Origin of the sequence: Nocardia sp. NBC_00881, from assembly GCF_045207455.1 — a bacterium.
Lineage (GTDB): Bacteria > Actinomycetota > Actinomycetes > Mycobacteriales > Mycobacteriaceae > Nocardia.
In genome coordinates this window covers 5,350,939-5,371,074 of record NZ_CP108798.1, presented here as the reverse complement: position 1 = coordinate 5,371,074, position 20,136 = coordinate 5,350,939, and the positions used below count along the sequence as shown (strand labels likewise).

Here is a 20,136-nt window from a genome sequence, read left to right as displayed (position 1 = left end):
GCGATGGGGACGCCCGCGCCGAACGCCACGCCACCGGCGGTACCGCTGCTTTCGGTACTCGATGAAACCATCGCGGCCGCGCGTGCCGCGGGCCGCAACGACCTGGTCGGCCGCCTGGAGGTGGCGGCCGACCGGGTCCGCGACCCGCGCAGGCGAATCGTTGTCGCCGGGCTTCTGGACCAAGGCAAGAGCCGCTTCGTCAACGCGCTGCTGAACCTCGACATCTGCCCGGTCGGGGACGACGCGACCACCGCGGTGCCGATGTTGCTGTCGTACGGCCCCGAGCCGAGGGCGGAATTGGTGCTCGCGGCGCACGGTGACTCCAGCGGTGCGGAGACCAGGGTTGTAGTGCCGATCGAGGAGATCGGCAGGATCGACGCGCGTTCCCCGCTCGCTCAGGGTCGGCGCATCGTGCGCTGGGAGGTCCAGGTGCCCAATGTGCTGTTGGCCGATGGGATCGTGCTGATCGACACTCCGGGTGTCGGCGCGCACGGGAGTTCCTATGCCGCGAACGTGCTCGGCTTGGTGCCCGCGGCCGATGCGGTGCTGGTGCTCTCCGACGCGTCCACCGAACTCACCGAGCCGGAACTCGCCTTTCTCCGGCAGGTGCGGGAGCTGTGTCCGACGGTCGCGTTGTTGCTCACGAAGACCGACCTGTACCCGCACTGGCGTCAGGTGCACGAGGCCGACCGGTGTCATCTCGAGCGGGCCGGTCTCGATGTGCCCATGATTGCCGTCTCGTCGCTGCTGCGCAGCCACGCGCTGCGTTTGCAGGACCCGCAGCTGGGCATGGAATCCGGTTTCGGCGTGCTCTATCAATTTCTGCGCGACCAGGTTGTCGCCCGCGATCAGCTCGCGACGCGTGCTGCAGTGGCCCGCGACATCCGTTCCGCGGCGGAACATCTGGCGCTTGCGCTGGGCAGTGAGCTGGTCGCGGTGCGTGATCCGGCGCAGGGCGCGGCGGCCGTTCGCGAATTGCAGTCCGCCCGCGCCGCGGCCGAGGAACTCCACCGCCGCACCGCGGCGTGGCAGCAGACCCTTGCCGACGGCATCACCGACCTGGCCGGTGATGTCGACCACGATCTGCGGGACCGGCTGCGCACCATCGCACGAACCACCGAGGAGTGGATCGACGAGCACGATCCTGGCCGGCACTGGGAACGCATCGCCGAACACCTCACCGGAACCATCGACACCGCGCTCGGCGACAACCTGTTGTGGACCCATACGCGGGCGCTCTACCTGGCCGAGCGGGTCGCGGAGCATTTCTCTGAGATCGGCGCCGTCGACCTGCCGGATGTGCGTCCCGGACCGCAGGCCGATACCGGCCACACCAATTCCGGCACGCTCGCCGACCTGGAGCCCGACATCGGCTTCGGCAGCAAGCTGCTCGTCGGCATGCGCGGCTCCTACGGCGGTGTGCTCATGGTCGGGCTGGCCAGTACGTTCGCCGGGCTCGCGCTACTCAACCCGATCTCGATCGGCGCGGGAGTCCTGGTCGGCGGCAAGGCCTTCCGTGACGACAAGCAGGCCAGGCTGGCCAAGCGCCGAAACGAGGCGAAGGCGGCGGTGCGCAGGTTCGTCGACGACGTGGCGTTCCAGGCGGGTAAAGAGTCGAAGGACCGGTTGCACCGCATCCACCGCGCGCTGCGCGACCATTACGCTGGTGTCGCACAGCGGAGCCTGCGCTCGCTCGATGACTCGCTGCGTGCGGCGCAGGAAGCGGCGACAATGGCCACCACTCGACGTGCCGAACGTGCGGCGCTGCTCGAACAGCAGCTGCGCGTGGTCGCCGAGCTGCGCCGATATGCCGATGTCATGCAGGCCGCACTACCGACCGGACCCGCCGGTACGGTAGCCCCGTGACACGTGAAGGTGGCGCGGCGCCAGGGATCGTCGCCGAGGCGCATCGGCTGGTCGGCGCGGCGCGGGCGGCGCTGGCGAGCGAACCGCGACCTCGGGCACTGCTGGTCGACTGCGCCCGCAGATTGGACCAGCCGCTGCGCGTAGCACTGGCCGGCTCGCTCAAAGCGGGCAAGTCGACTCTGCTGAATTCCCTTGTCGGGCAGGACATAGCCCCGACCGATGCGACCGAGTGCACCAGGGTGGTCACCTGGTACCGGTACGGTTCCACACCGAGCGTGACGGCGTACGCCCACGACGGCGCTCGCGCGAACGTGGTGGTCCGGCGCGGCAGCGGAGCGCACGGTCTGACCTTCGACTTGGATCGGCTGCACTGGGACGCGCCGGCACCGCGTGAGGTCGACCACCTGGAGGTCGAGTGGCCCGCGGCGGCGCTCGCGCACACGACGATCATCGACACCCCGGGTACGTCGTCGCTGTCACGTGAGGTGTCGCGGCGCACCGCGCGGCTGTTGACGCCGGAGGAGGACGAGGAGCGGGTGCAGGAGAATCTCGCTGTTCCGGGCGCTGACGCGATCGTGTACTTGCTGCGCAGACTGGACGTCGCGGACGTGCGCTTCTTGGAGCAAGTCGGTGCCGGAAACGCCCAGGAGACATCGGGATTGCCCGGCCCGCTCGGCGTCGTCGGTGTGGTGTCGCGGGCGGATGAAATCGGCGCAGGACGGATCGATGCGTTGCATTCCGCGCGCGATGTCGCCATGCGTTTCGCCGCGGAACTCGAGCGAACGGGGCTGTGTCAGGCCGTGATTCCGGTTGCCGGACTGCTCGCGTTCGCCGCCGCAACGCTGCGCCAGCAGGAATTCGCGGCGTTCGAGGCACTGGCGTGTATTCCCGTCGACGACCTGAGCGCGGCGCTGCTGTCGGCGGATCGGTTCGCACGTGCCGACATTCCGCTTCCGGTGCGGCCGGAGCTGCGCGCGCAGCTCGCCGAGCGATTCGGCATGTTCGGTATTCGCATGGCGATCACGTTGATCCGACTCGGCGTGCGTGATTCGGTCAGGCTGGCCGCCGAATTGACCATCCGCAGTGGTGTCGACGAGTTACGGTCCGTGCTGGACGTGCAGTTCGGCCAACGCGCCGACCAGCTGAAGGCGCATTCCGCGCTCACGGCGCTGGCCAGGGTGCTCACCGCCTATCCCGGCACCCGAGCCGATAGTCTGCTGCCTCAGGTGCGCACCCTGCTCGCCGACGTCCACGGCTTCGCCGAGCTGCGTCTGCTCGGCCGACTGCGAACCGACGAATTGACCCTGCCCGCCACCGATCTCGCCGAACTTCACCGCATCATCGGCGGCACCGGTATCGCCCCTCATCTGCGCCTCGGCCTCCCGGTCGACGCGGCGCCCTCGGTGCAGCGCGCCCATGCGGTCGCCGCGGTCCGGAAGTGGCGTGCCCGCGCCCGCCATCCCCTCGCTGACCAGTTCACCGCCACCGCCTGCCTGACCGCTGCCCGCAGCGCGGAGGGAACCCTGAGCCTGCTGCCCGAGTAGGTAGGCGTTTCGTGCGGGCATCGGGCTATGCCGGGGCAATCAGATCGTGCCAGTGTTCCTGGTCCGCGATCTCTGTCAGGGCTGCGTGGTGTCGCCCGGTGCATGCTTCGAATCCCCATGGCCGCGCCGCGGCCTGTGCTCGCGGCTCGTGCCGGGTAGCGGTTCGAATCTGGCTTCTCCAGATGTCGCCGACCTGCGCTGAGCAGGATGTGAGCGGCACTTCCCGGTGTTCCGCATCAGCATCGGCGCTGCGAGGCAGCGAAAACGAACCGGGAACTCGACTTTTCGGACTCAGCCGGAAGCCGCCCCCCTGCAGCGATTCGTGCTTTTCGCGGCTAGCTGGATGCTGTAGTTCTCGATGATTGCCATCTATTAGCGAGTGATCTCCGCGAGCGAAGCCTATTAGTCGATTGAAGCGAGAAAGTCCATGGCTGGTGATATGCGTCACACGAATGCGTATTTCTGATTGCCAAAGTTGCGGCTCCGCGTTTATGTTCTAGGTGGGGGAGCTCCTCTTCTACCATTTATGCAAGACATGATGAAAGAGGCTGATGACATGACGATCGAATTCGCAGACATCGCACGTGACACCATTCTGTCGAACGTTCTCGGCACTGTCGATGACGCCAGTGGAACGTGTGACTGATTTCCCGCTCGAGTAGTGGTCTCGGGTAGGTCGTCTTTGTATCGTCCTACCCGGGCCTTTACTCGCGAAACTATGTAGGCGATTTCGAGCGAAGTGGCGGTATAACCATATACTCCGAGTTCGATCTTACGGTTTTGAGAGTTCTAGATAAATGGCTTGCCGAATATTATCCTACTCCAGGATATGTCGATCTTCGGCGATCCGCACGTGACTGGATGCGGTATCTGATTCCGCAGGTCGCGGTCATGTCGGCGGAACTCGGGGGGCGCATTACGAGACTGAACAGCGATTCTCTCCTGCCGGACATCACGTCTCTGGTGCTCTCCGGGAAGAGTGCTGTCTGGTCCCGGCTCGTCGAGCCTCGGATCGAGGCTGTTATCCGGGAGGCGATAGACCTGCATGACCGGGTTCAAGGCAAGGGTATGCAGGTCGAATACGTAGGTCCGGGGGTTGGAGACCCGCACTGCGGTGGTCGCTCGGCGACGCAGGTCGTCTTGGCCGACGCTGTCTACTATTTCAAGCCTGGCAGAACTTCGAAGCGCGCGTTCATGCAAGCCTGTTTACAGGCTACCGGTATGGACGAGTGTATGTATCTTCCGCCGGAAATCCCTTTGCTGGACGGCTATCTCCAAGAATCTATCGATTGCGCTGGGATGATGGTGTCGGATGTGGATTTCTGGCACAGAGCAGGGCAGTTCGCGGCGATTGCCGACTGTCTATCTGTGACAGACATTCATTATGAAAATGTCTCTTCCGTTCGCGGTGCGGTTGCGCTGATCGATGACGAGACCATTTTGACGGCGAGTCCGGCACCGCGGGTTCGAGGCATTCTCGCGACGCTACTTCTACAAGATCCATCGAATGCTGCCCACGGTGTGATCGCTGGGTTCATGGCCTCACGGAGCACGGGTAGGTCGAGGAACTTCCCCACCATTCAAGAGAGTCGACCGGGTGCCGAGTTGACCGTCCGATTCACCGCGTACGGGCAGCGACAGCAAACCTCGATCAGCCGCGAATACGGATCGATCTCCGATTCTCTGGACACCTTCCTCAGTGGACTCAGGTCCGGATATAGGAAGATCCGGGCCTGCCGATCACTCCTCGAAGAGGTGATTATTTCGCACGCTCCCGAACTCAGATCGCGAGTGATCATCGACGCCACCGCGAGCTATCGCCGATTGTCGGCGATGGTCTCGACGGCGCCACTCGACAGCTCGGCTCGAGACCTTGAAGACACGCTGGTCGACGAGCTGGTAGGGGTTCGACGCCCCTTCGTGCCGGCTGGGTTCATCCGATCTGAGGCCAACCAGCTGGCACGCGGGGATGTCCCGTTCTTTGTGATCGACACCACGTCCCACACTGTGTTCGACCAGTGGGGTCCGGTCGGCAAAGTAGTGCGGAGTCCCGCCGCGCGGTCGGCTGTGAGCATCGCCGGCGTCGATGAGGACTACATCGAGCAGCAATGCTCGGTCGTCAGCGAGCACGTCCATTCGCTCGAGTCGAACGAACAGGAGTAGCAGTGATCGGTGTGCAGGCGATCGGTGCAGTAGGCCGCTTGCGGGTCGCCGGCTTCACGTCGGCTTTCGGTAACGGCGCTACCGGGGTTGCGTTGCCGATTGTGCTGGCTTCCTCGTTCAGTGGATGGCAGGTCGGGGCGGTGCTGGCCGCGTTGGGGCTTGGGATGTCGTATTCGTTCGCCCGCGGCGGTGTCGAAGCCGACCGAGCCCACCGCGTCCGCCAGATGATCTTCTTCGACTGCGTCCGGGCCGCCGCGACGGCCGGAATTGCCATAGCCACACTGGTTCCCACGTCGAGTGGGTGGCTACTCGCCGCAGCATGTTCACTGGCGAACGGCATCAGCGTCGGTTTCTATCGTCCGGCGCTCTCCGCGTATTGGACCGACATCCTGGACCAGGACACCCGCCGATCGGGGTTGGCGTCCAACGCGCTGATCAACCGGACAGGATTGGCCGTCGGCGCGGCCACCGCGGGTGTCCTTGTCGCTGCTCAGGTTTCGATCTGGGTTCTGGTGGTCGACGCTGTCACCTTTGTCGCCGGCGCGGCCATCTGCGTCGGGCTGCCCGAGATCGAGGGACGAGCGGACAAGAAGATCGTCTATCCGGGGCAGCTGCGGATCCGGCGAGTGAAAGAGTTCGACCTGGTCGCGAACTGGAAACTCATCTACGCCACGGTGGCTACGTTGCCATGGCTTCGTTCGGTGATCTCGACCAGCATCGTGTCGTCCCTCTTCCTGGCCATGTGCCAGGTCGCGGCTCCGCTCGCGCTCGTCGAGCTCTACAGCCCCGGCCAGATCGGACTGATCCAGTCACTGCCGGTGCTGTTTCTGTTCGCCGGAAATCTTGTCGCTCGCTTCGTCGATCCCCCCGTGCCCGGCGCCTGGCTGGCTACGGGCCTGGTCACCAAGCCGCTGTCCTACGCTGCGATCGGATGCCATCTCCCTGCGCTGATTCCTTCAGCTCTGGCTTGCGGCTCCTCGTTCTCGGATTCCGTCAACGGTCCACGGTTGGCGAACACCATCGCGGAGGGTTTTCCCTCCGCGGATCGCGGCAAGGTCTTTGCCGCGCAGCAAGGTTCCGGGTCGCTGCTTTCGCCGGTCGGCCTGATTTCGGCTGGGGTACTGACGACCGCTGTCACGCCGCAGGTCATGCTGATGCTCTGCGCTGGGGTACTTGCCGTGCTGGCCATCATTCCGTGCATGAAATCCGGTTTCTGGCACTTTCGGACCAGCGGAGCAGCACAACCCGCGAACTCGTTTGCGTAGGCGAGCGAGGCCCGGCGCCGGATATCCGTGCACGCACCCTGTCCGACTACTGGCTCTATGCCAAGCTGTTCTCCTCGACCTGCCCGATCATGATCGGCGAGGACAACACCATCACCGGAGCGGTGATCGCGTTCCGAAGCCAAGACGACCCCGCAGACCTGTATGTCCAGGATGTCATGACCCATCCGCAGCACCGGCGACGCGGCATCGCACTAGCGCTTCTAGGCAGCGTGCGATCACAGGCCGAGAAGTGGGACTGCGAGCGCCTCTATCTGCGCTCCGAGCTCGACAACCAGGCAGCGCATTCCAGTTGGACCGCTCTCGGCTTCGTCAACGTGCCCGGCGACCACGAGATCAACGACATCTCGATCGTCACCGATTTCAAAGGGCCGGGCCGCAGCCGGGCCGTGTACGAATTGCCCCTTGCCTGAATGGCGGAGCCAGGAACGGGAGGCCAGGAGCCTTTGAGGCCCGCATTTCGCCGCCCACGACCTCTCGGGCTGCGCATGACAAATCAGGCAGCGAGAAGCCGAGCATGGCGGGTGCTGTTTCCGTCCGCGTAGGCACACACCGATCGACGGTGTTCGGCGACGTGGTGTATCGGCGGACCTGCTGGGTACGCGGCCGGTAAACGAGAGGAGGTCGCGATGAGTCAGCAGGATGTGGTGCACGCGTTGCTCGACCGGGCGGGCAAGAGATATGCCGTGGAAGCGGGCATCAAGCTGGACGACAAACCCGCTCCGCTGTTCCAGCTGCTCATGCTCGCCGTGTTGCTCAGCGCCCGGATCTCCGCCGATATCGCGGTGGCTGCCGCGCGGGAGCTGATCCATAGCGGCTACCGCACGCCGCGGCGGGTAGCCGACGCGGACTGGCAGGACCTGGTGGACGCGCTCGGCAGGGCGCACTATCGCCGTTACGACGAGAGCACTGCCACGAAGCTGCACGCCAGCGCCGCGCATGTGCTCGACCGGTACCACGGTGACCTGCGCAAACTCGGCGAGCAGGCGCGAAACGACCCCAAGCGCGCCGCCGAGCTGCTGCGCGAATTCCAGGGCATCGGGCCGACCGGGAGCGACATTTTCCTGCGCGAGGTCCAGGACATCTGGACCTGGGTTCGGCCGTATTTCGACGAACGCGCCCTCCGCGGCGCCAAACGTGTCCGGCTTCCGGATGATCCCGATCGGCTGGCCGATCTCGCACGCGACCACGCAGCGGATCTCGCCGCGGCGCTGGTGCGCGTGACTTTGGACGAGAAGATCGCCGACGACGTACTCGCCACCGAGCGGTGAGGTCGACCTTGGTAGGCCGTCAGACCAGAGTGACGGCGGAATTGCTCGGATCCACCAAAATCTTCGCGTGCTGCTCCGGATTGCCGAGGGCGGTGAAGGCGTGCTCCACACCGGCCAGACCGACGGTGCCGGTGATCAGCGGTGTCGGATCGACCTGTCCCTCGGCGAGCATGTGTAGGGTATCGCGGAACTCGCCGGGGTCGTAGCCGAGCACGAACCGCAGTTCTATTTCCTTGTTGATCGCCAACGCGGGCTGGAAACGGTCGGTTTCCATGCATACGCCGACCACGACGACCCGCGACAGCGGCGGCGCGGCGGTAAGAATCTGGTCGATGATCCCGGGTACACCTACGCATTCGAAGATCACCGGTCCGGCCGGTCCCGCGTTCAGCGCGTGCGCCAGCCGGAAGATGTACCACCACGGCAGGTTCGAGACGCGCCGCAGCCGTTCCATGGTGTCGAAGCCGAGGCCGAGGATGTCGGTGACGCCGTTGATCCGGCCCTTCGGTGCGGCCGTCCACGGTGACTCGGTGGCCGGGTCGACCACGACGTCGGCGCCGCACGCGGTCGCGAGTTCCCTTCGCCGCGGCGAGAATTCGCTGGCCACCACGGTACGCACGCCCGCGGCCTTCAGCATGCTGATCACCGCGAGGCCGATAGGACCACAGCCGATGACGAACGCGGTCTGGCCCTTCCCGACCTTGCCCCTGCGCACGGCGTGCCAGGCGACCGCCATCGGCTCGGTGAGTGCGGCGTGCTCGGCGGACAATCCGTTCGGCACCGGCATGGTCATCGATTCCTGGACCACCACCTGCTCGGCGTAGCCGCCGGGCGCCGCGGTCGACAGGCCGACCAGGTGTGGCTGCTTGCCGTGCCGCACGATCGGCAGGGCTACCACCGGGGTGCCCGCCTTCCATCGTTTGCGACAGCCCGGCCCGTAATCGAGTACCGCGCCGCTGAACTCGTGTCCGAGCACCACACTCTGATCCGACCGCATGAAGTGGTCGTACCCGGTGGCAGCGGCCAGATCCGCCATTTCGTCGGCATGTGTCCGGGCGTGCAGGTCGGAACCGCAGATGCCGCAGCGGGACACGCTGATCAATACCTGACCAGGGCCAGGGCTCGGCGTCGGCAGGTCGGTTATCTCGAACTTCGTGTCGGTGACGACGGCGGCCCTCATGGCGACTCCTCGGATCGGCGGCGCACGGCGGGCGCCTCGTGCGGTCACCCAGCCGCCACCCTAATGCGCGGTAACGGGCACGAGGGCGAAACGTAACGGGGCGCCGACGGCTCCGCGGGAGCGTCCACTGTGTTCCTGCTACGGCCGACGATCAATGGTCGTTCACGCCCTTGCTGGTTCCACGTTGGTCAGGTTGCCGTCGGTTTAGTGGTGGCCGAGCCCGGCGGTTCTCGGTAGCGCGACGCTCGTGCGGCTCGCGGAAGGTCGCGACGGCCAGTGGACTCGACCGGGCACCCATCCGGCCGCACTCGCTGAAGTCCTTCGGGTTGCGCGCCGCCCTGATTTCGGGTCGCGGGAATCAATCGCGGCGGTCGCTCGTTGAGCTGTACGGCAACATTGAGTGTGTGTGGCTCAAGTTTCAGTTGACTCCCGGTGTCCAATGGGTGCAAGATTGAGTCGACCACGCTCAGCGTTGCTGGGACCGTGCTCCGTGTGGTGCTTGGGGCGAGGTCTCGCGGCACCCACCAGGTGCCGTTGGGCGGCTCTTCGCCCGGCACCGACACAGATAAGTACGTCAACTAGGAGGAACCACCATGGCTCGTGCGGTCGGAATCGACCTCGGGACCACGAACTCGGTCGTCGCCGTTCTCGAAGGCGGCGAGCCGGTCGTCGTCGCCAACTCGGAAGGATCGCGCACCACCCCGTCGGTCGTCGCGTTCGCGAAGAACGGCGAGGTACTGGTCGGCCAGCCGGCCAAGAACCAGGCCGTCACCAACGTCGACCGCACCATCCGCTCGGTCAAGCGGCACATCGGCACCGACTGGTCCGTGGCCATCGACGACAAGAAGTACACCGCGCAGGAGATCAGCGCCCGCGTGCTGATGAAGCTGAAGCGTGACGCCGAGGCTTACCTCGGTGAGGAGATCACCGACGCGGTCATCACCGTCCCCGCGTACTTCGAGGACTCCCAGCGGCAGGCGACCAAGGAAGCCGGCCAGATCGCGGGCATGAACGTGCTGCGCATCGTCAACGAGCCCACCGCGGCCGCGCTCGCGTACGGCTTGGACAAGGGTGACAAGGAACAGACCATCCTGGTCTTCGACCTCGGTGGCGGCACCTTCGACGTCTCGCTGCTGGAGATCGGCGAGGGCGTCGTCGAGGTCCGCGCCACCTCCGGCGACAACCACCTCGGTGGTGACGACTGGGACGAGCGGGTCGTGCAGTGGCTGGTCGACAAGTTCAAGGGCAGCTCGGGCATCGACCTGACCAAGGACAAGATGGCGATGCAACGGCTGCGTGAGGCCGCCGAGAAGGCCAAGATCGAGCTGAGTTCCTCGCAGAGCACCTCGATCAACCTTCCCTACATCACCGTCGACGCGGACAAGAACCCTCTGTTCCTCGATGAGCAGCTGACCCGCGCCGAGTTCCAGAAGATCACCTCGGACCTGCTCGACCGCACCCGTGCGCCGTTCCAGTCCGTGATCAAGGACGCGGGCATCAAGGTGTCCGACATCGACCACGTCGTGCTCGTCGGTGGCTCCACCCGGATGCCCGCCGTTTCCGATCTGGTCAAGGAACTGACCGGCGGCAAGGAGCCCAACAAGGGCGTGAACCCGGACGAGGTCGTCGCCGTCGGCGCCGCCCTGCAGGCCGGTGTGCTCAAGGGCGAGGTGAAGGACGTCCTGTTGCTCGATGTGACCCCGCTGTCGCTGGGTATCGAGACCAAGGGTGGCGTGATGACCAAGCTCATCGAGCGCAACACCACGATCCCGACCAAGCGTTCGGAGACCTTCACCACGGCCGACGACAACCAGCCTTCGGTGCAGATCCAGGTGTTCCAGGGTGAACGCGAGATCGCCTCGCACAACAAGCTGCTCGGCTCCTTCGAGCTGACCGGCATCCCGCCCGCCCCGCGCGGCGTACCGCAGATCGAGGTCACCTTCGACATCGACGCCAACGGCATCGTGCACGTGACCGCGAAGGACAAGGGCACCGGCAAGGAGAACAGGATCAAGATCCAGGACGGCTCCGGTCTGTCCAAGGAGGAGATCGACCGGATGGTCAGGGACGCCGAGGCGCACGCCGCCGAGGACAAGGCCCGCCGCGAGGAGGCCGAGACCCGCAACCAGGCCGAGTCGCTGGTGCACCAGACCGAGAAGTTCATCAAGGACAACGAGGACAAGGTCCCCGCGGACGTGAAGTCCAAGGTCGAGGCGGCCATCGGTGAGGCGAACGAGGCGCTGAAGGGCACCGACATCGCCGCGGTCAAGGCGGCCGTCGAAAAGCTGGCGACCGAGTCGCAGGCGCTCGGCCAGGCGATCTACGAGGCATCGGCGGCGGATGCCGCCGCATCCGGCAACGGTGCGTCGAGTTCCGCGGACGATGACCAGGTCGTGGACGCCGAGGTCGTGGACGAGCCGGTCGACACGGAGAAGAAGTGACACAGGGCAACTCCGAACAGGAGCCGATCACCTTCGTCGACAACCGGAAGGTCGACCCGGAGACCGGCGAGATCCGCGAGCAGGCCGCGGACAACGGCGCCGCGGCGGAACCCGCCCCCGCCGCCGCGGCGGAACCCGCCCCCGCCGCTGCGGCGGAACCCGGCCCCGCCGCTGCGGCGGAACCCGGCCCCGCCGCGGGCAACGGTGCGCCCCAGACCGAGACGCTCGCCGACACCATCGGCGGCGAGCTCGCCGAGCGCACCGCCGATCTGCAGCGGCTGACCGCGGAGTACGCCAACTACCGGCGCCGCGTCGAGCGCGACCGCAAGGCTGCCACCGACGCCGCGAAGGCATCGGTGGTCACCGAACTGCTCGGCGTACTCGACGATCTCGACCGGGCTCGGGCGCATGGGGACCTGGAGTCCGGGCCGCTGAGGTCGGTGGCCGACAAGCTGGCGGCCGCGCTGCAGAAGCAGGGCCTCGAGGAGTTCGGTTCGGAGGGTGAGCCTTTCGACCCGACCCTGCACGAGGCCGTGCAGCACGAGGGCTCTGGGCATGACCCGGTGATCGGCATAGTTATGCGCAAGGGCTATCGGTTCGGCGATCGGGTGCTTCGGCACGCGCTCGTCGGGGTAACCGATGGCGTAGCCGATCTGGCGGAGACCGCCGATCGGCCGACGGAAGAGGCATCGGACGTTGATGCCGACACGAGCGACCGATAAGAACGCGAGAGGAGGAGATGCTCGGTGAGCCAACGGGAGTGGATCGAAAAGGACTTCTACAAGGAGCTGGGTGTTTCCTCCGCCGCCTCGCAGGATGAGATCAAGAAGGCGTACCGCAAGCTCGCGCGCGACTTGCACCCGGACGCCAATCCTGGCGACACCAAGGCCGAGGAGCGGTTCAAGACCGTCAGCGAGGCGCATGCCGTGCTGTCGGATCCGGCCAAGCGCAAGGAGTACGACGACACCCGCAAGCTCTTCGCGGGCGGCGGTGGTTACGGTCGCGGCGGATTCACTCCCGGCGCCGGCGGCGGCTTCTCGCAGGAATTCAACATCGGGGACATTTTCGGCGGCGCGAACGCGGGCGACGGTGGCCTCGGTGACCTGTTCGGTGGTCTGTTCAACCGGGGCGGCACGCGGACCGCGAGCCGCCCGCGGCGCGGCGCCGACGTGGAGACCGAGACAACGCTCGGTTTCCGCGAAGCGGCACAGGGCGTCACGGTTCCGCTGCGGATGACAAGCCCGTCGCCGTGCACTACGTGTCACGGCAGCGGCGCAAAACCGGGGACCAGTCCACGAGTCTGCCCCCTCTGCAACGGAACCGGCGTCGTCAGCCGCAACCAGGGGGCGTTCGGCTTCAGCGAGCCGTGCGACGATTGCCGTGGGACCGGCTCGATCATCGACGACCCCTGCACCGACTGCCGCGGCAGCGGGATCCAGAACCGCACGCGCACCATTACGGTGCGGATTCCCCCGGGAGTCAGTGACGGGCAGCGGATCCGGTTGGCCGGCCAAGGTGAGGCGGGGCTGCGCGGTGCGCCGTCGGGTGACCTGTATGTCACTGTGCACGTCAGCCAGGACAAGGTCTTCGGCCGCAACGGCGACGACCTGACCCTGGTGCTTCCGGTCAGTTACAGTGAATTGGTCTTGGGCACAACGGTTTCCGTGCCAACGCTGGAGGGCCGGGTCGGCGTGAAGGTGCCTCCTGGTACTGTCGACGGCCGCATCCTGCGGGTGCGTGGCCGTGGCGTACTCAAGCGCGGCGGCGGTGCCGGTGACCTTTTGGTCACCGTCAAGGTCGCGGTGCCACAGAAGCTGGACAGCGATGCCATCGATGCGCTGAAGCGCTACCAGGAGGCGGAGAAGGCGAGCGGATTCGACCCACGTGCGGGATGGGCGGGTGCGTGATGTCGTCGGATCCGAAGAACGCGTCCGCCGGTTCGCGTGCCGAGTTCTTCATGATCTCGGTGGCGGCCCAACTCGCGGGCATGCACGCGCAGACACTGCGCACGTATGACCGACTGGGACTGGTGACGCCGCAACGCACTTCGGGCGGTGGGCGCCGCTACTCGGCACGGGATGTGGAGCTGCTGCGCGAGGTGCAGCGGCTGTCCCAGGACGAGGGTGTCAACCTGGCGGGCATCAAACGCATCATCGAACTGACCAATCAGGTGGAGGAACTGCGCCAGCATGTCGCCGAACTGTCGGCAGAGCTGGAGCGGCTGCGGGCGGGCTACCGGCCCGATCTCTCGCCGCCGCAACGCAGCACGGCGTTGGTTGTCTGGAAGCCGCGCAACCGGCGCTGACGACGTCGGCACACCGATGGGCCTCCGGCCACGGGTCGCGAACCGCGATTCGGCGCCGGGGGCCCGCTGTCGTTTCCGGACGCTGGTGCTCACTTCAGCGTTAGCCGACAGTAAACCAGAACATGTTCCGGGGAAGTTGTTCGAGTCAAGCCATTTCGGTGTCGAGCCCACCGGTTGATTCGGCCATCGATCGGTCGGCGGTGTCCTTGTCGTTTACTCGTTCTGATCTCCGTTCACCCATCACGCATGTTGCCCCAAGGTCGCTGCAACAGACCGACCGGGATGAAATTTTCCAAGCCACCCTTGTGGATTCGGCGAGTGCACGACTGATTTTTCGCCAGATCGACCGTCTTCCAGTCGGTTTCTCTGGCGTGTCTTGTTTCCTGTCCTCGTTTCGACGGAATTACATACGAGAAATTCGAGCGGATGACTCCGTTGCTGGCAAACCTCGCCTACACTTCGTTACCATCGACTGCTGTCGAGTGTCCCGCAGCACCGCACTCGCCGGCACGGTTTGTGTTCGAGTGCGAAATGGGGTTGTGAAACAAATGGATTCGCGCACTGTCGCTTTGATCAGAACAACTTTCAAGGCGGTTGCTGCGGAGGAAGGGGGGTCGGAGAAACTGGCGAGATCGTTTTACGCGATCTTGTTCACGGACTACCCGCAGGTCCGCGATTTCTTTCCGGCCGCCATGGACGCGCAGCGCGATCGCCTCGTCAAGGCGATCGCGTACGCTCTCGACCGGCTGGAGGAGCCGAACAAGCTGCTTCCCTTCCTCGCCCAATTGGGCAGGGATCACCGCAAATACGGCGTACAAGCCGAGCACTACCTCGCGGTGGCCACCTCGCTGAAGACCGCTGTGCAGATATTCGCGGGCACTGAGATGTGGACCGACGAGGTCGACCAGGCGTGGGACGAGGGCCTGAAGATCATCGCCGACACCATGATCGGTGCGGCGGAGAAGGAGACGACCCCGCCCATCTGGACCGGCACCGTGATCGAGCGCCGGGAAGTGCTGCGCAACCTGACCATCGTCCGGCTGCAACTCGACCAGCCCATGCAATACTCCGTCGGCCAATACGTGAGCGTGCAGATTCCGTCGCGGCCACGCATGTGGCGCTATCTCTCGCCCGCCGTGCCCGCCGACACCGATGGCGAGATCGAATTCCACGTCCGCGGCGTGCTGGGTGGCTGGGTCAGCTCGGCCATCGTCGGCCAGACCGCTGTCGGCGACCAGTGGCTACTCGGCTCGCCGCTCGGCGGCCTCGGTGTACCGCGCAACCTCAAGCGCAAGATGCTGATGATCGGCTGCGGCACCGGCCTCGCACCGCTACGCGCACAGCTCATGGCGATGGCGCAGCGACGTGTCAACCCGAAGGTTCACCTGTTCGTCGGCGGCCACAACCCATGCGATCTCTACGACCTGGAGACGCTGAACGACCTGGCGGTGGCCAACCGCTGGCTCACCGTGACGCCGGTCACCGAGCACGACGAAAACCCTTGGTGGTATACCGAACCCGACGGACCCCAACCACTTCGGCCCGGCTTGGAACCTCGGGTCACCGGTCAGATCGGCAAGGTTGTCGCGAGCTTCGGGGCATGGGCCGACCGGGATGTGCAGATCGCCGGTTCGCCGTCGATGGTGCAGACCACGAAGTTCCGGCTGATGGCGGCCGGGATACCCGCGAAGAATATCCGCCACGACCCGCTGTTCTGAATTGTTGACCGCGAACGCGCTCGTAAGACTCGCGCTGTGCGAGGTTGCGTGTTGCTCTGACGTGCGGGCTCGGTCCGCGGGATTTCTGGTGCGTCCGACCCGGGGCTGTGCCGTACGGTTCCTGCCTGATGAGCCGGACGACTTCCCTCGGCGGCGCGAGGCTCGCGAAGCATGCCGCGCCCGGGCGCGGCAAACCGAACACAGCTCAGATTCCCTCGAATTGGATTTGCTCAGCAGGAGTCCCGGTTTCGAGCAGTCGGTCGAGGGTGGTCTGGACCATGGCGGGTGAGCCGCAGACCAGCACCTGGTGATTCAGGAACGCGCCATGCGACCCGAGGACGTCGGCGAGCGTGCCGTGCAGCATGTCGTCCGGTGGGAAACCGATGTCGACGCGGGACTGCTCGTACCACTCGTCCACCCAGCCGGGATCCTCCAGACTTTCCACCACGGGAATCACAGTGAGCCATGGCAATTCACCGGCCAGTAGGGACAGCATGTCCGCGGCGTAGAGGTCGCGCGGCGACCGCCCGCCGATGAACAGGTAGGTGGGCGGCGGGTCCGGCTTGCGGGCCAGGTCGAGGATCTGCGCGCGCATCGGCGCCAATCCCGTGCCGCCCGCGATCATCACCACCTCGTCGCCGTCCGGGTCGACCGTGAACGCGCCGAGCGGAGCACCGATCCGCCACGCGTCGCCCGGCTGGGTGTCGGCAACGATCGCGCCGCTGCACCATCCGCCCGGCACGGTGCGCACATGGAACTCCAGCTTGCCGTCCAGCGAGGGCGGCAAGGCGGGCGAGAGCCTGCGCCGCACGCCGGGCTGTTGCGGCACCTGCACCTCGACGGACTGGCCCGCGGCGAACGGCACGAACTCGCCGATCAAACGGATTACCGCGAGGTCGTGGCGCAGCCGATGATGGCCGACGACGGTCGAGGTCCATTCGGGCGCCTGATGCGCACCGTTACCGAGCATGCCCGGGTCCCCCAAGGGGGCCTCCTTCACTTACACAGGGTCGCAGCTGATGATCTGCTCCGGCGTACCGACCGCGATCAGCGCGCGCCGGGTGTCCGCGATCATCCGCGCCGATCCGGCGATCTGGATCTGCCGATCCGCCCACGCGCCGAAGCTCGCGACTACAGCGCCAAGGTTACCGATCAAGCGCCGGTGCATGCCGTACGGTGCGTCCTGAGGCGGGTGCGGGTACCACCACGGGTTGGTCTTCTGCTCACACACGGGCACGATGGTGAGCCACGGGTTGCTCTGCGAGAGCTGCCACATGTTCTCCACGTCGTACAAGTCGCAGGGGTATCGGCCGCCGATGAAGAAATGCACCCGCGGGTTGATGCCACGCTGGCCCATCTCGATCAGCTGGGCCCGCAACGGCGCGATGCCGGTGCCCGCGCCGATCATCAGCACGTCACGGCCGCTGTCCCGGTCGACGTGCAGGCCGCCGAGCGGACCAGCGATTCGCCACCGGTCGCCCACCCTGGTCTCGTTGACGATCGCCGGGCTCACCCACCCGCCCCGAATCTTGCGCACGTGGAACTCGATCTCGCCGTACGGGTTGGACGGGATCGCAGGCGAGAAGTAGCGCCACATCTTCGGTCGCTGCGGCACGGTGACCGGCAGGTATTGCCCGGCCTGGTAGGGAATCGGCCCGTCGGACTGCAGGCGCACGATGGCCAGGTCCTCCAGCACGCGGCGATGACCGACCACGGTCGCCGCCCAGTACGGTTGGGACTTGTCGGAATTGGCGCCGATAGCCATGGACGCGGAGATCAAGATGGTGATGTCACGCCAGCCCTCCTCCAAACCGCGGTGCCAGGCGGGGCCGTTGTACGCGCGGAACGCGGCAAGCAGAGCGCGGCCCGCCACGTCGTAGTGTTCCGCCTGGACGCCGTACTTGCGGTGATCGCGGGCGAGCTGTTCCAGGAAGCTCTGTGCCCGGTCCCAGTCCTCCAAGTGATCGAGCACGTACTGGACGGCGGTGACGACCCGCTTGGCCTGCATTTCCATGGCGGGCGGAAATAGTTCGCGCAGCCGGGGGGTCTCGGCGAACATATGACCGTAGAACGCACTGACCAACCGCTCGGGTCCATTCGGCGACTCGATCACCGAACGGAAATTGGCGCGGACCAGCGCAGCCGAACGCGCATCCACGACGTGGAGCTTCCTTTCCCTCAGTTCTGTCCGGGGACGTTATCCGTTACCGGCGGTCCTCCGCCGAACAAGTATCCCCGAAAAGCCCGTGGTCGTGTGAGTATGGTCGGCAAGACCCGGCCGAAGGGTAACCGGTGGGCAAATCGCGGGGGTTGCTGACCCGTGCCGCCGTCCGGCCGTAGCCGATCACCACACGGCATCGTGTGGAATGAATGGCTCGTTCCGGCCGGTCAACCTTCGCTGCAGACACGGACCGCGGGCACGACCTGCTCGGTATAACGACGGATCTGTTCCACCGGTTCCCCCTCGGTCGGCCAGAAGACGAATCCGTCGATGCGCTGGTCGCGATGCAGCGCAAGCAGGTCATCGACCCAGCGCTCGGGCGGGCCTTCCAGAAAGCCCTGATCGGAACCGTCCGCGGTGATGGTCCCGGACACGTTGTAGATCCGGCGCACCGACAGCGGGTCTCGGTCCGCCGCGACGGCGGCGTCGTCGATCCGCCTGCCGGCCTCGGTGAGGAACTCCGGCGGCGCCCAGGCCGCCGAGGGCAGCCAGCCGTCGGCGTGCCGGCCGGTCAGCTCCAGCATGCGCGGGCCCTTCGCGCCGAGCCAGATGCCAGGGCGGTGCCGTGGGCGGGGGCCGGGATGCGCACCGGCGAGCGAGTAGAAGACGCCCGGCACGCGGACCGATCGTTCCTCGCTCCACATCGCGCGGATCACCGCGATCGCCTCGGCCAGGGCTCGGACAGCTTCGCCGCCGGTCCGGCGGGGTCCGCCCATACCGGCGATGGCATCCCAGAACGCGCCGGCACCCAAGCCGAGCTGGATTCGACCGTTGCTGATGAGGTCCAAGGAGGCAACGGATTTCGCGAGCATTGCCGGATCGCGCAGCGGGAGGTTCGCGACGTCGGGGAACAGGCTCACTCGCGTGGTCTGTGCCGCCAGCGCGGTGATCAGCGTCCAGGTGTCCAGGAAACGGCGCTGGTAGGGATGGTCCTGGATGCCGATCAGGTCGAGTCCGGTCGTGTCGGCGTACGTGGTCAGTTCGGCGATTTGTCGATAGTTGTCGGCCTCTGGGATCAGGAACAGGCCGAATTCGGCGGGGCGGGTGCTCATCACACACCTCCGGGCGTTTGCGCGAGAAGCTGCCTTTCCCGGCGCGGGGTGGTCCGGATTTCTCAGATGGCGAGCACGGTCTTGCCGCGCGCGCCGTGCGCGCCGATCACCGCGGGACCGTCCGCGAGCGGGACGGTCGCGTCGATCGGCACCACCACGTCGCCGTCGGCGACGCGCTGTATGAGCCGGGACAATTCCAGTGCGCGGCCCTTGGACTCCATGTTGCCGCCCTTGATGTCCCTGGCGCGCAACGCGTACTCGGAGGCAGACCCGATGGTGGAGTAGACGGTCCCGCCGTCGCGGACCAGTGCGGTCAACTCGGTCAGAGCCTCGGGCGGGCTCACCAGATCGAACAGGATGTCTATGCCGCCGGGATGCGTGGCGGTGACCTGGTCGCGGACCGGACCCGCGGTGTAGTCGACCGTCTCCGCGGCGCCGAGCCTGGTCATCTGGTCGGCGGCCGGACCGCGCGCGGTCGCGATGACGTGCGCGCCCGCGATATTGGCTAGTTGCACAAGGAACGAGCCGACACCGCCGGTGGCCCCGACGATCAGCACGGTCTGGCCGGGTTCGATCCGGGCGGCGTCCACGAGGTCCTGCGCGGTGACGCCCGCGGTCGGCAATGCCGCCGCCGTGACAGTCGGGACGCCGTTCGGGATCGACACGAGCGTGGCGCCTTCGGGCAGCACCGCGTACTCGGCGAAGCTGCCGTGGCCGGCGGGCGGCGTGAGGAACTTGCCGACCACCCGGTCACCGACGGTGAACCGGCTGACACCCCGGCCCAGCGAGGCGATGGTGCCCGCGCCGTCCACCCCGAGAATCATCGGAAAGTCGTGCGGCAGTTTGCCGTCCAGGTATCCGGTGGCCATGCGCTGGTCGAACGGATTTACCCCGGCCGCCTCGAGCTGGATCCGCACGCTTCCCGGCCCGGGTTCGGGCATCGGCATGTCGGCCACCTCTGGCGTGGCTCCGAACTTCCGTACCACGATCGCGCGCATCCATTCGCTCCTTGATTCGGGCTGAAGAGTGCTGCATCAACTGACGGCCGTGGTCATCGTAGGCATCCCGAGGGTGCCAACGCGGTGATTCGTC

At 66.2% G+C, this 20,136-nt stretch carries 16 protein-coding genes; 11 read left to right on the top strand and 5 right to left on the bottom strand.

Features of this window, described 5'->3' with window-relative positions; all coding sequences use genetic code 11:
• Nucleotides 1–3 precede the first annotated feature (3 nt).
• The 6 genes from OH799_RS22910 to OH799_RS22885 all read left to right on the top strand — a co-directional run bounded on the left by OH799_RS22910 (nt 4) and on the right by OH799_RS22885 (nt 8,127).
• On the top strand, nt 4–1,866 hold the full coding sequence (locus tag OH799_RS22910; protein ID WP_406267657.1) for a dynamin family protein: 1,863 nt from the start codon (nt 4–6) through the stop codon (nt 1,864–1,866).
• A complete protein-coding gene (locus tag OH799_RS22905; protein WP_406267654.1) occupies nt 1,863–3,410 on the top strand; it encodes a dynamin family protein in 1,548 nt (515 codons plus the stop codon). The genes OH799_RS22910 and OH799_RS22905 overlap by 4 nt, the downstream gene beginning before the upstream one ends.
• Before the next feature lie 861 nt (nt 3,411–4,271).
• Complete coding sequence (locus OH799_RS22900) at nt 4,272–5,573, top strand: DUF4135 domain-containing protein (protein WP_406267651.1); 1,302 nt, start codon at nt 4,272–4,274, stop codon at nt 5,571–5,573.
• A gap of 2 nt (nt 5,574–5,575) precedes the next feature.
• Entirely contained in the window at nt 5,576–6,838 is a 1,263-nt protein-coding gene (locus OH799_RS22895; protein ID WP_406267647.1) for an MFS transporter, read from the top strand.
• Nucleotides 6,769–7,269, top strand: a complete 501-nt coding sequence (locus OH799_RS22890; RefSeq protein ID WP_406267644.1) for a GNAT family N-acetyltransferase — start codon at nt 6,769–6,771, stop codon at nt 7,267–7,269. Before OH799_RS22895 ends, OH799_RS22890 begins: the two co-directional genes overlap by 70 nt.
• Nucleotides 7,270–7,485: 216 nt before the next feature.
• Entirely contained in the window at nt 7,486–8,127 is a 642-nt protein-coding gene (locus tag OH799_RS22885) for an endonuclease (protein ID WP_406267642.1), read from the top strand.
• A 19-nt stretch (nt 8,128–8,146) separates the two neighbouring features.
• Here the strand turns inward: OH799_RS22885 and OH799_RS22880 are convergent, their stop codons facing one another.
• On the bottom strand, nt 8,147–9,307 hold the full coding sequence (locus OH799_RS22880) for a zinc-binding dehydrogenase (protein WP_406267639.1): 1,161 nt from the start codon (nt 9,305–9,307) through the stop codon (nt 8,147–8,149).
• 593 nt (nt 9,308–9,900) lie between these two features.
• Between OH799_RS22880 and dnaK the strand changes: the two genes are divergently transcribed.
• The 5 genes from dnaK (at nt 9,901) to OH799_RS22855 (ending at nt 15,771) form a co-directional block, all read left to right on the top strand.
• Entirely contained in the window at nt 9,901–11,748 is a 1,848-nt protein-coding gene (dnaK, locus tag OH799_RS22875; RefSeq protein ID WP_406267636.1) for a molecular chaperone DnaK, read from the top strand.
• Nucleotides 11,745–12,470 carry a nucleotide exchange factor GrpE gene (gene grpE / locus OH799_RS22870; protein ID WP_406267634.1) on the top strand — a complete coding sequence of 242 codons (726 nt, stop codon included), beginning with the start codon at nt 11,745–11,747 and terminating at the stop codon, nt 12,468–12,470. The genes dnaK and grpE overlap by 4 nt, the downstream gene beginning before the upstream one ends.
• Before the next feature lie 24 nt (nt 12,471–12,494).
• A complete protein-coding gene (dnaJ, locus tag OH799_RS22865) occupies nt 12,495–13,655 on the top strand; it encodes a molecular chaperone DnaJ (protein WP_406267631.1) in 1,161 nt (386 codons plus the stop codon).
• Nucleotides 13,655–14,053 carry a heat shock protein transcriptional repressor HspR gene (locus OH799_RS22860; RefSeq protein WP_357259363.1) on the top strand — a complete coding sequence of 133 codons (399 nt, stop codon included), beginning with the start codon at nt 13,655–13,657 and terminating at the stop codon, nt 14,051–14,053. The genes dnaJ and OH799_RS22860 overlap by 1 nt, the downstream gene beginning before the upstream one ends.
• Nucleotides 14,054–14,601: 548 nt before the next feature.
• Nucleotides 14,602–15,771: an FAD-binding oxidoreductase gene (locus OH799_RS22855; protein ID WP_406267628.1), complete on the top strand. Its 1,170-nt coding sequence runs from the start codon at nt 14,602–14,604 to the stop codon at nt 15,769–15,771.
• A 205-nt stretch (nt 15,772–15,976) separates the two neighbouring features.
• On the opposite strand, the gene OH799_RS22850 is transcribed toward OH799_RS22855, so the two are convergent.
• The 4 genes from OH799_RS22850 to OH799_RS22835 form a co-directional block, all read right to left on the bottom strand.
• Nucleotides 15,977–16,741: an FAD-binding oxidoreductase gene (locus OH799_RS22850; protein WP_406282407.1), complete on the bottom strand. Its 765-nt coding sequence runs from the start codon at nt 16,739–16,741 to the stop codon at nt 15,977–15,979.
• Between the two features lie 30 nt (nt 16,742–16,771).
• A complete protein-coding gene (locus OH799_RS22845) occupies nt 16,772–17,929 on the bottom strand; it encodes an FAD-binding oxidoreductase (RefSeq protein WP_357259368.1) in 1,158 nt (385 codons plus the stop codon).
• 230 nt (nt 17,930–18,159) lie between these two features.
• Complete coding sequence (locus tag OH799_RS22840; RefSeq protein ID WP_406267624.1) at nt 18,160–19,044, bottom strand: LLM class flavin-dependent oxidoreductase; 885 nt, start codon at nt 19,042–19,044, stop codon at nt 18,160–18,162.
• Between the two features lie 62 nt (nt 19,045–19,106).
• Nucleotides 19,107–20,042: an NADP-dependent oxidoreductase gene (locus OH799_RS22835; protein WP_406267621.1), complete on the bottom strand. Its 936-nt coding sequence runs from the start codon at nt 20,040–20,042 to the stop codon at nt 19,107–19,109.
• Between the last annotated feature and the right edge of the window lie 94 nt (nt 20,043–20,136).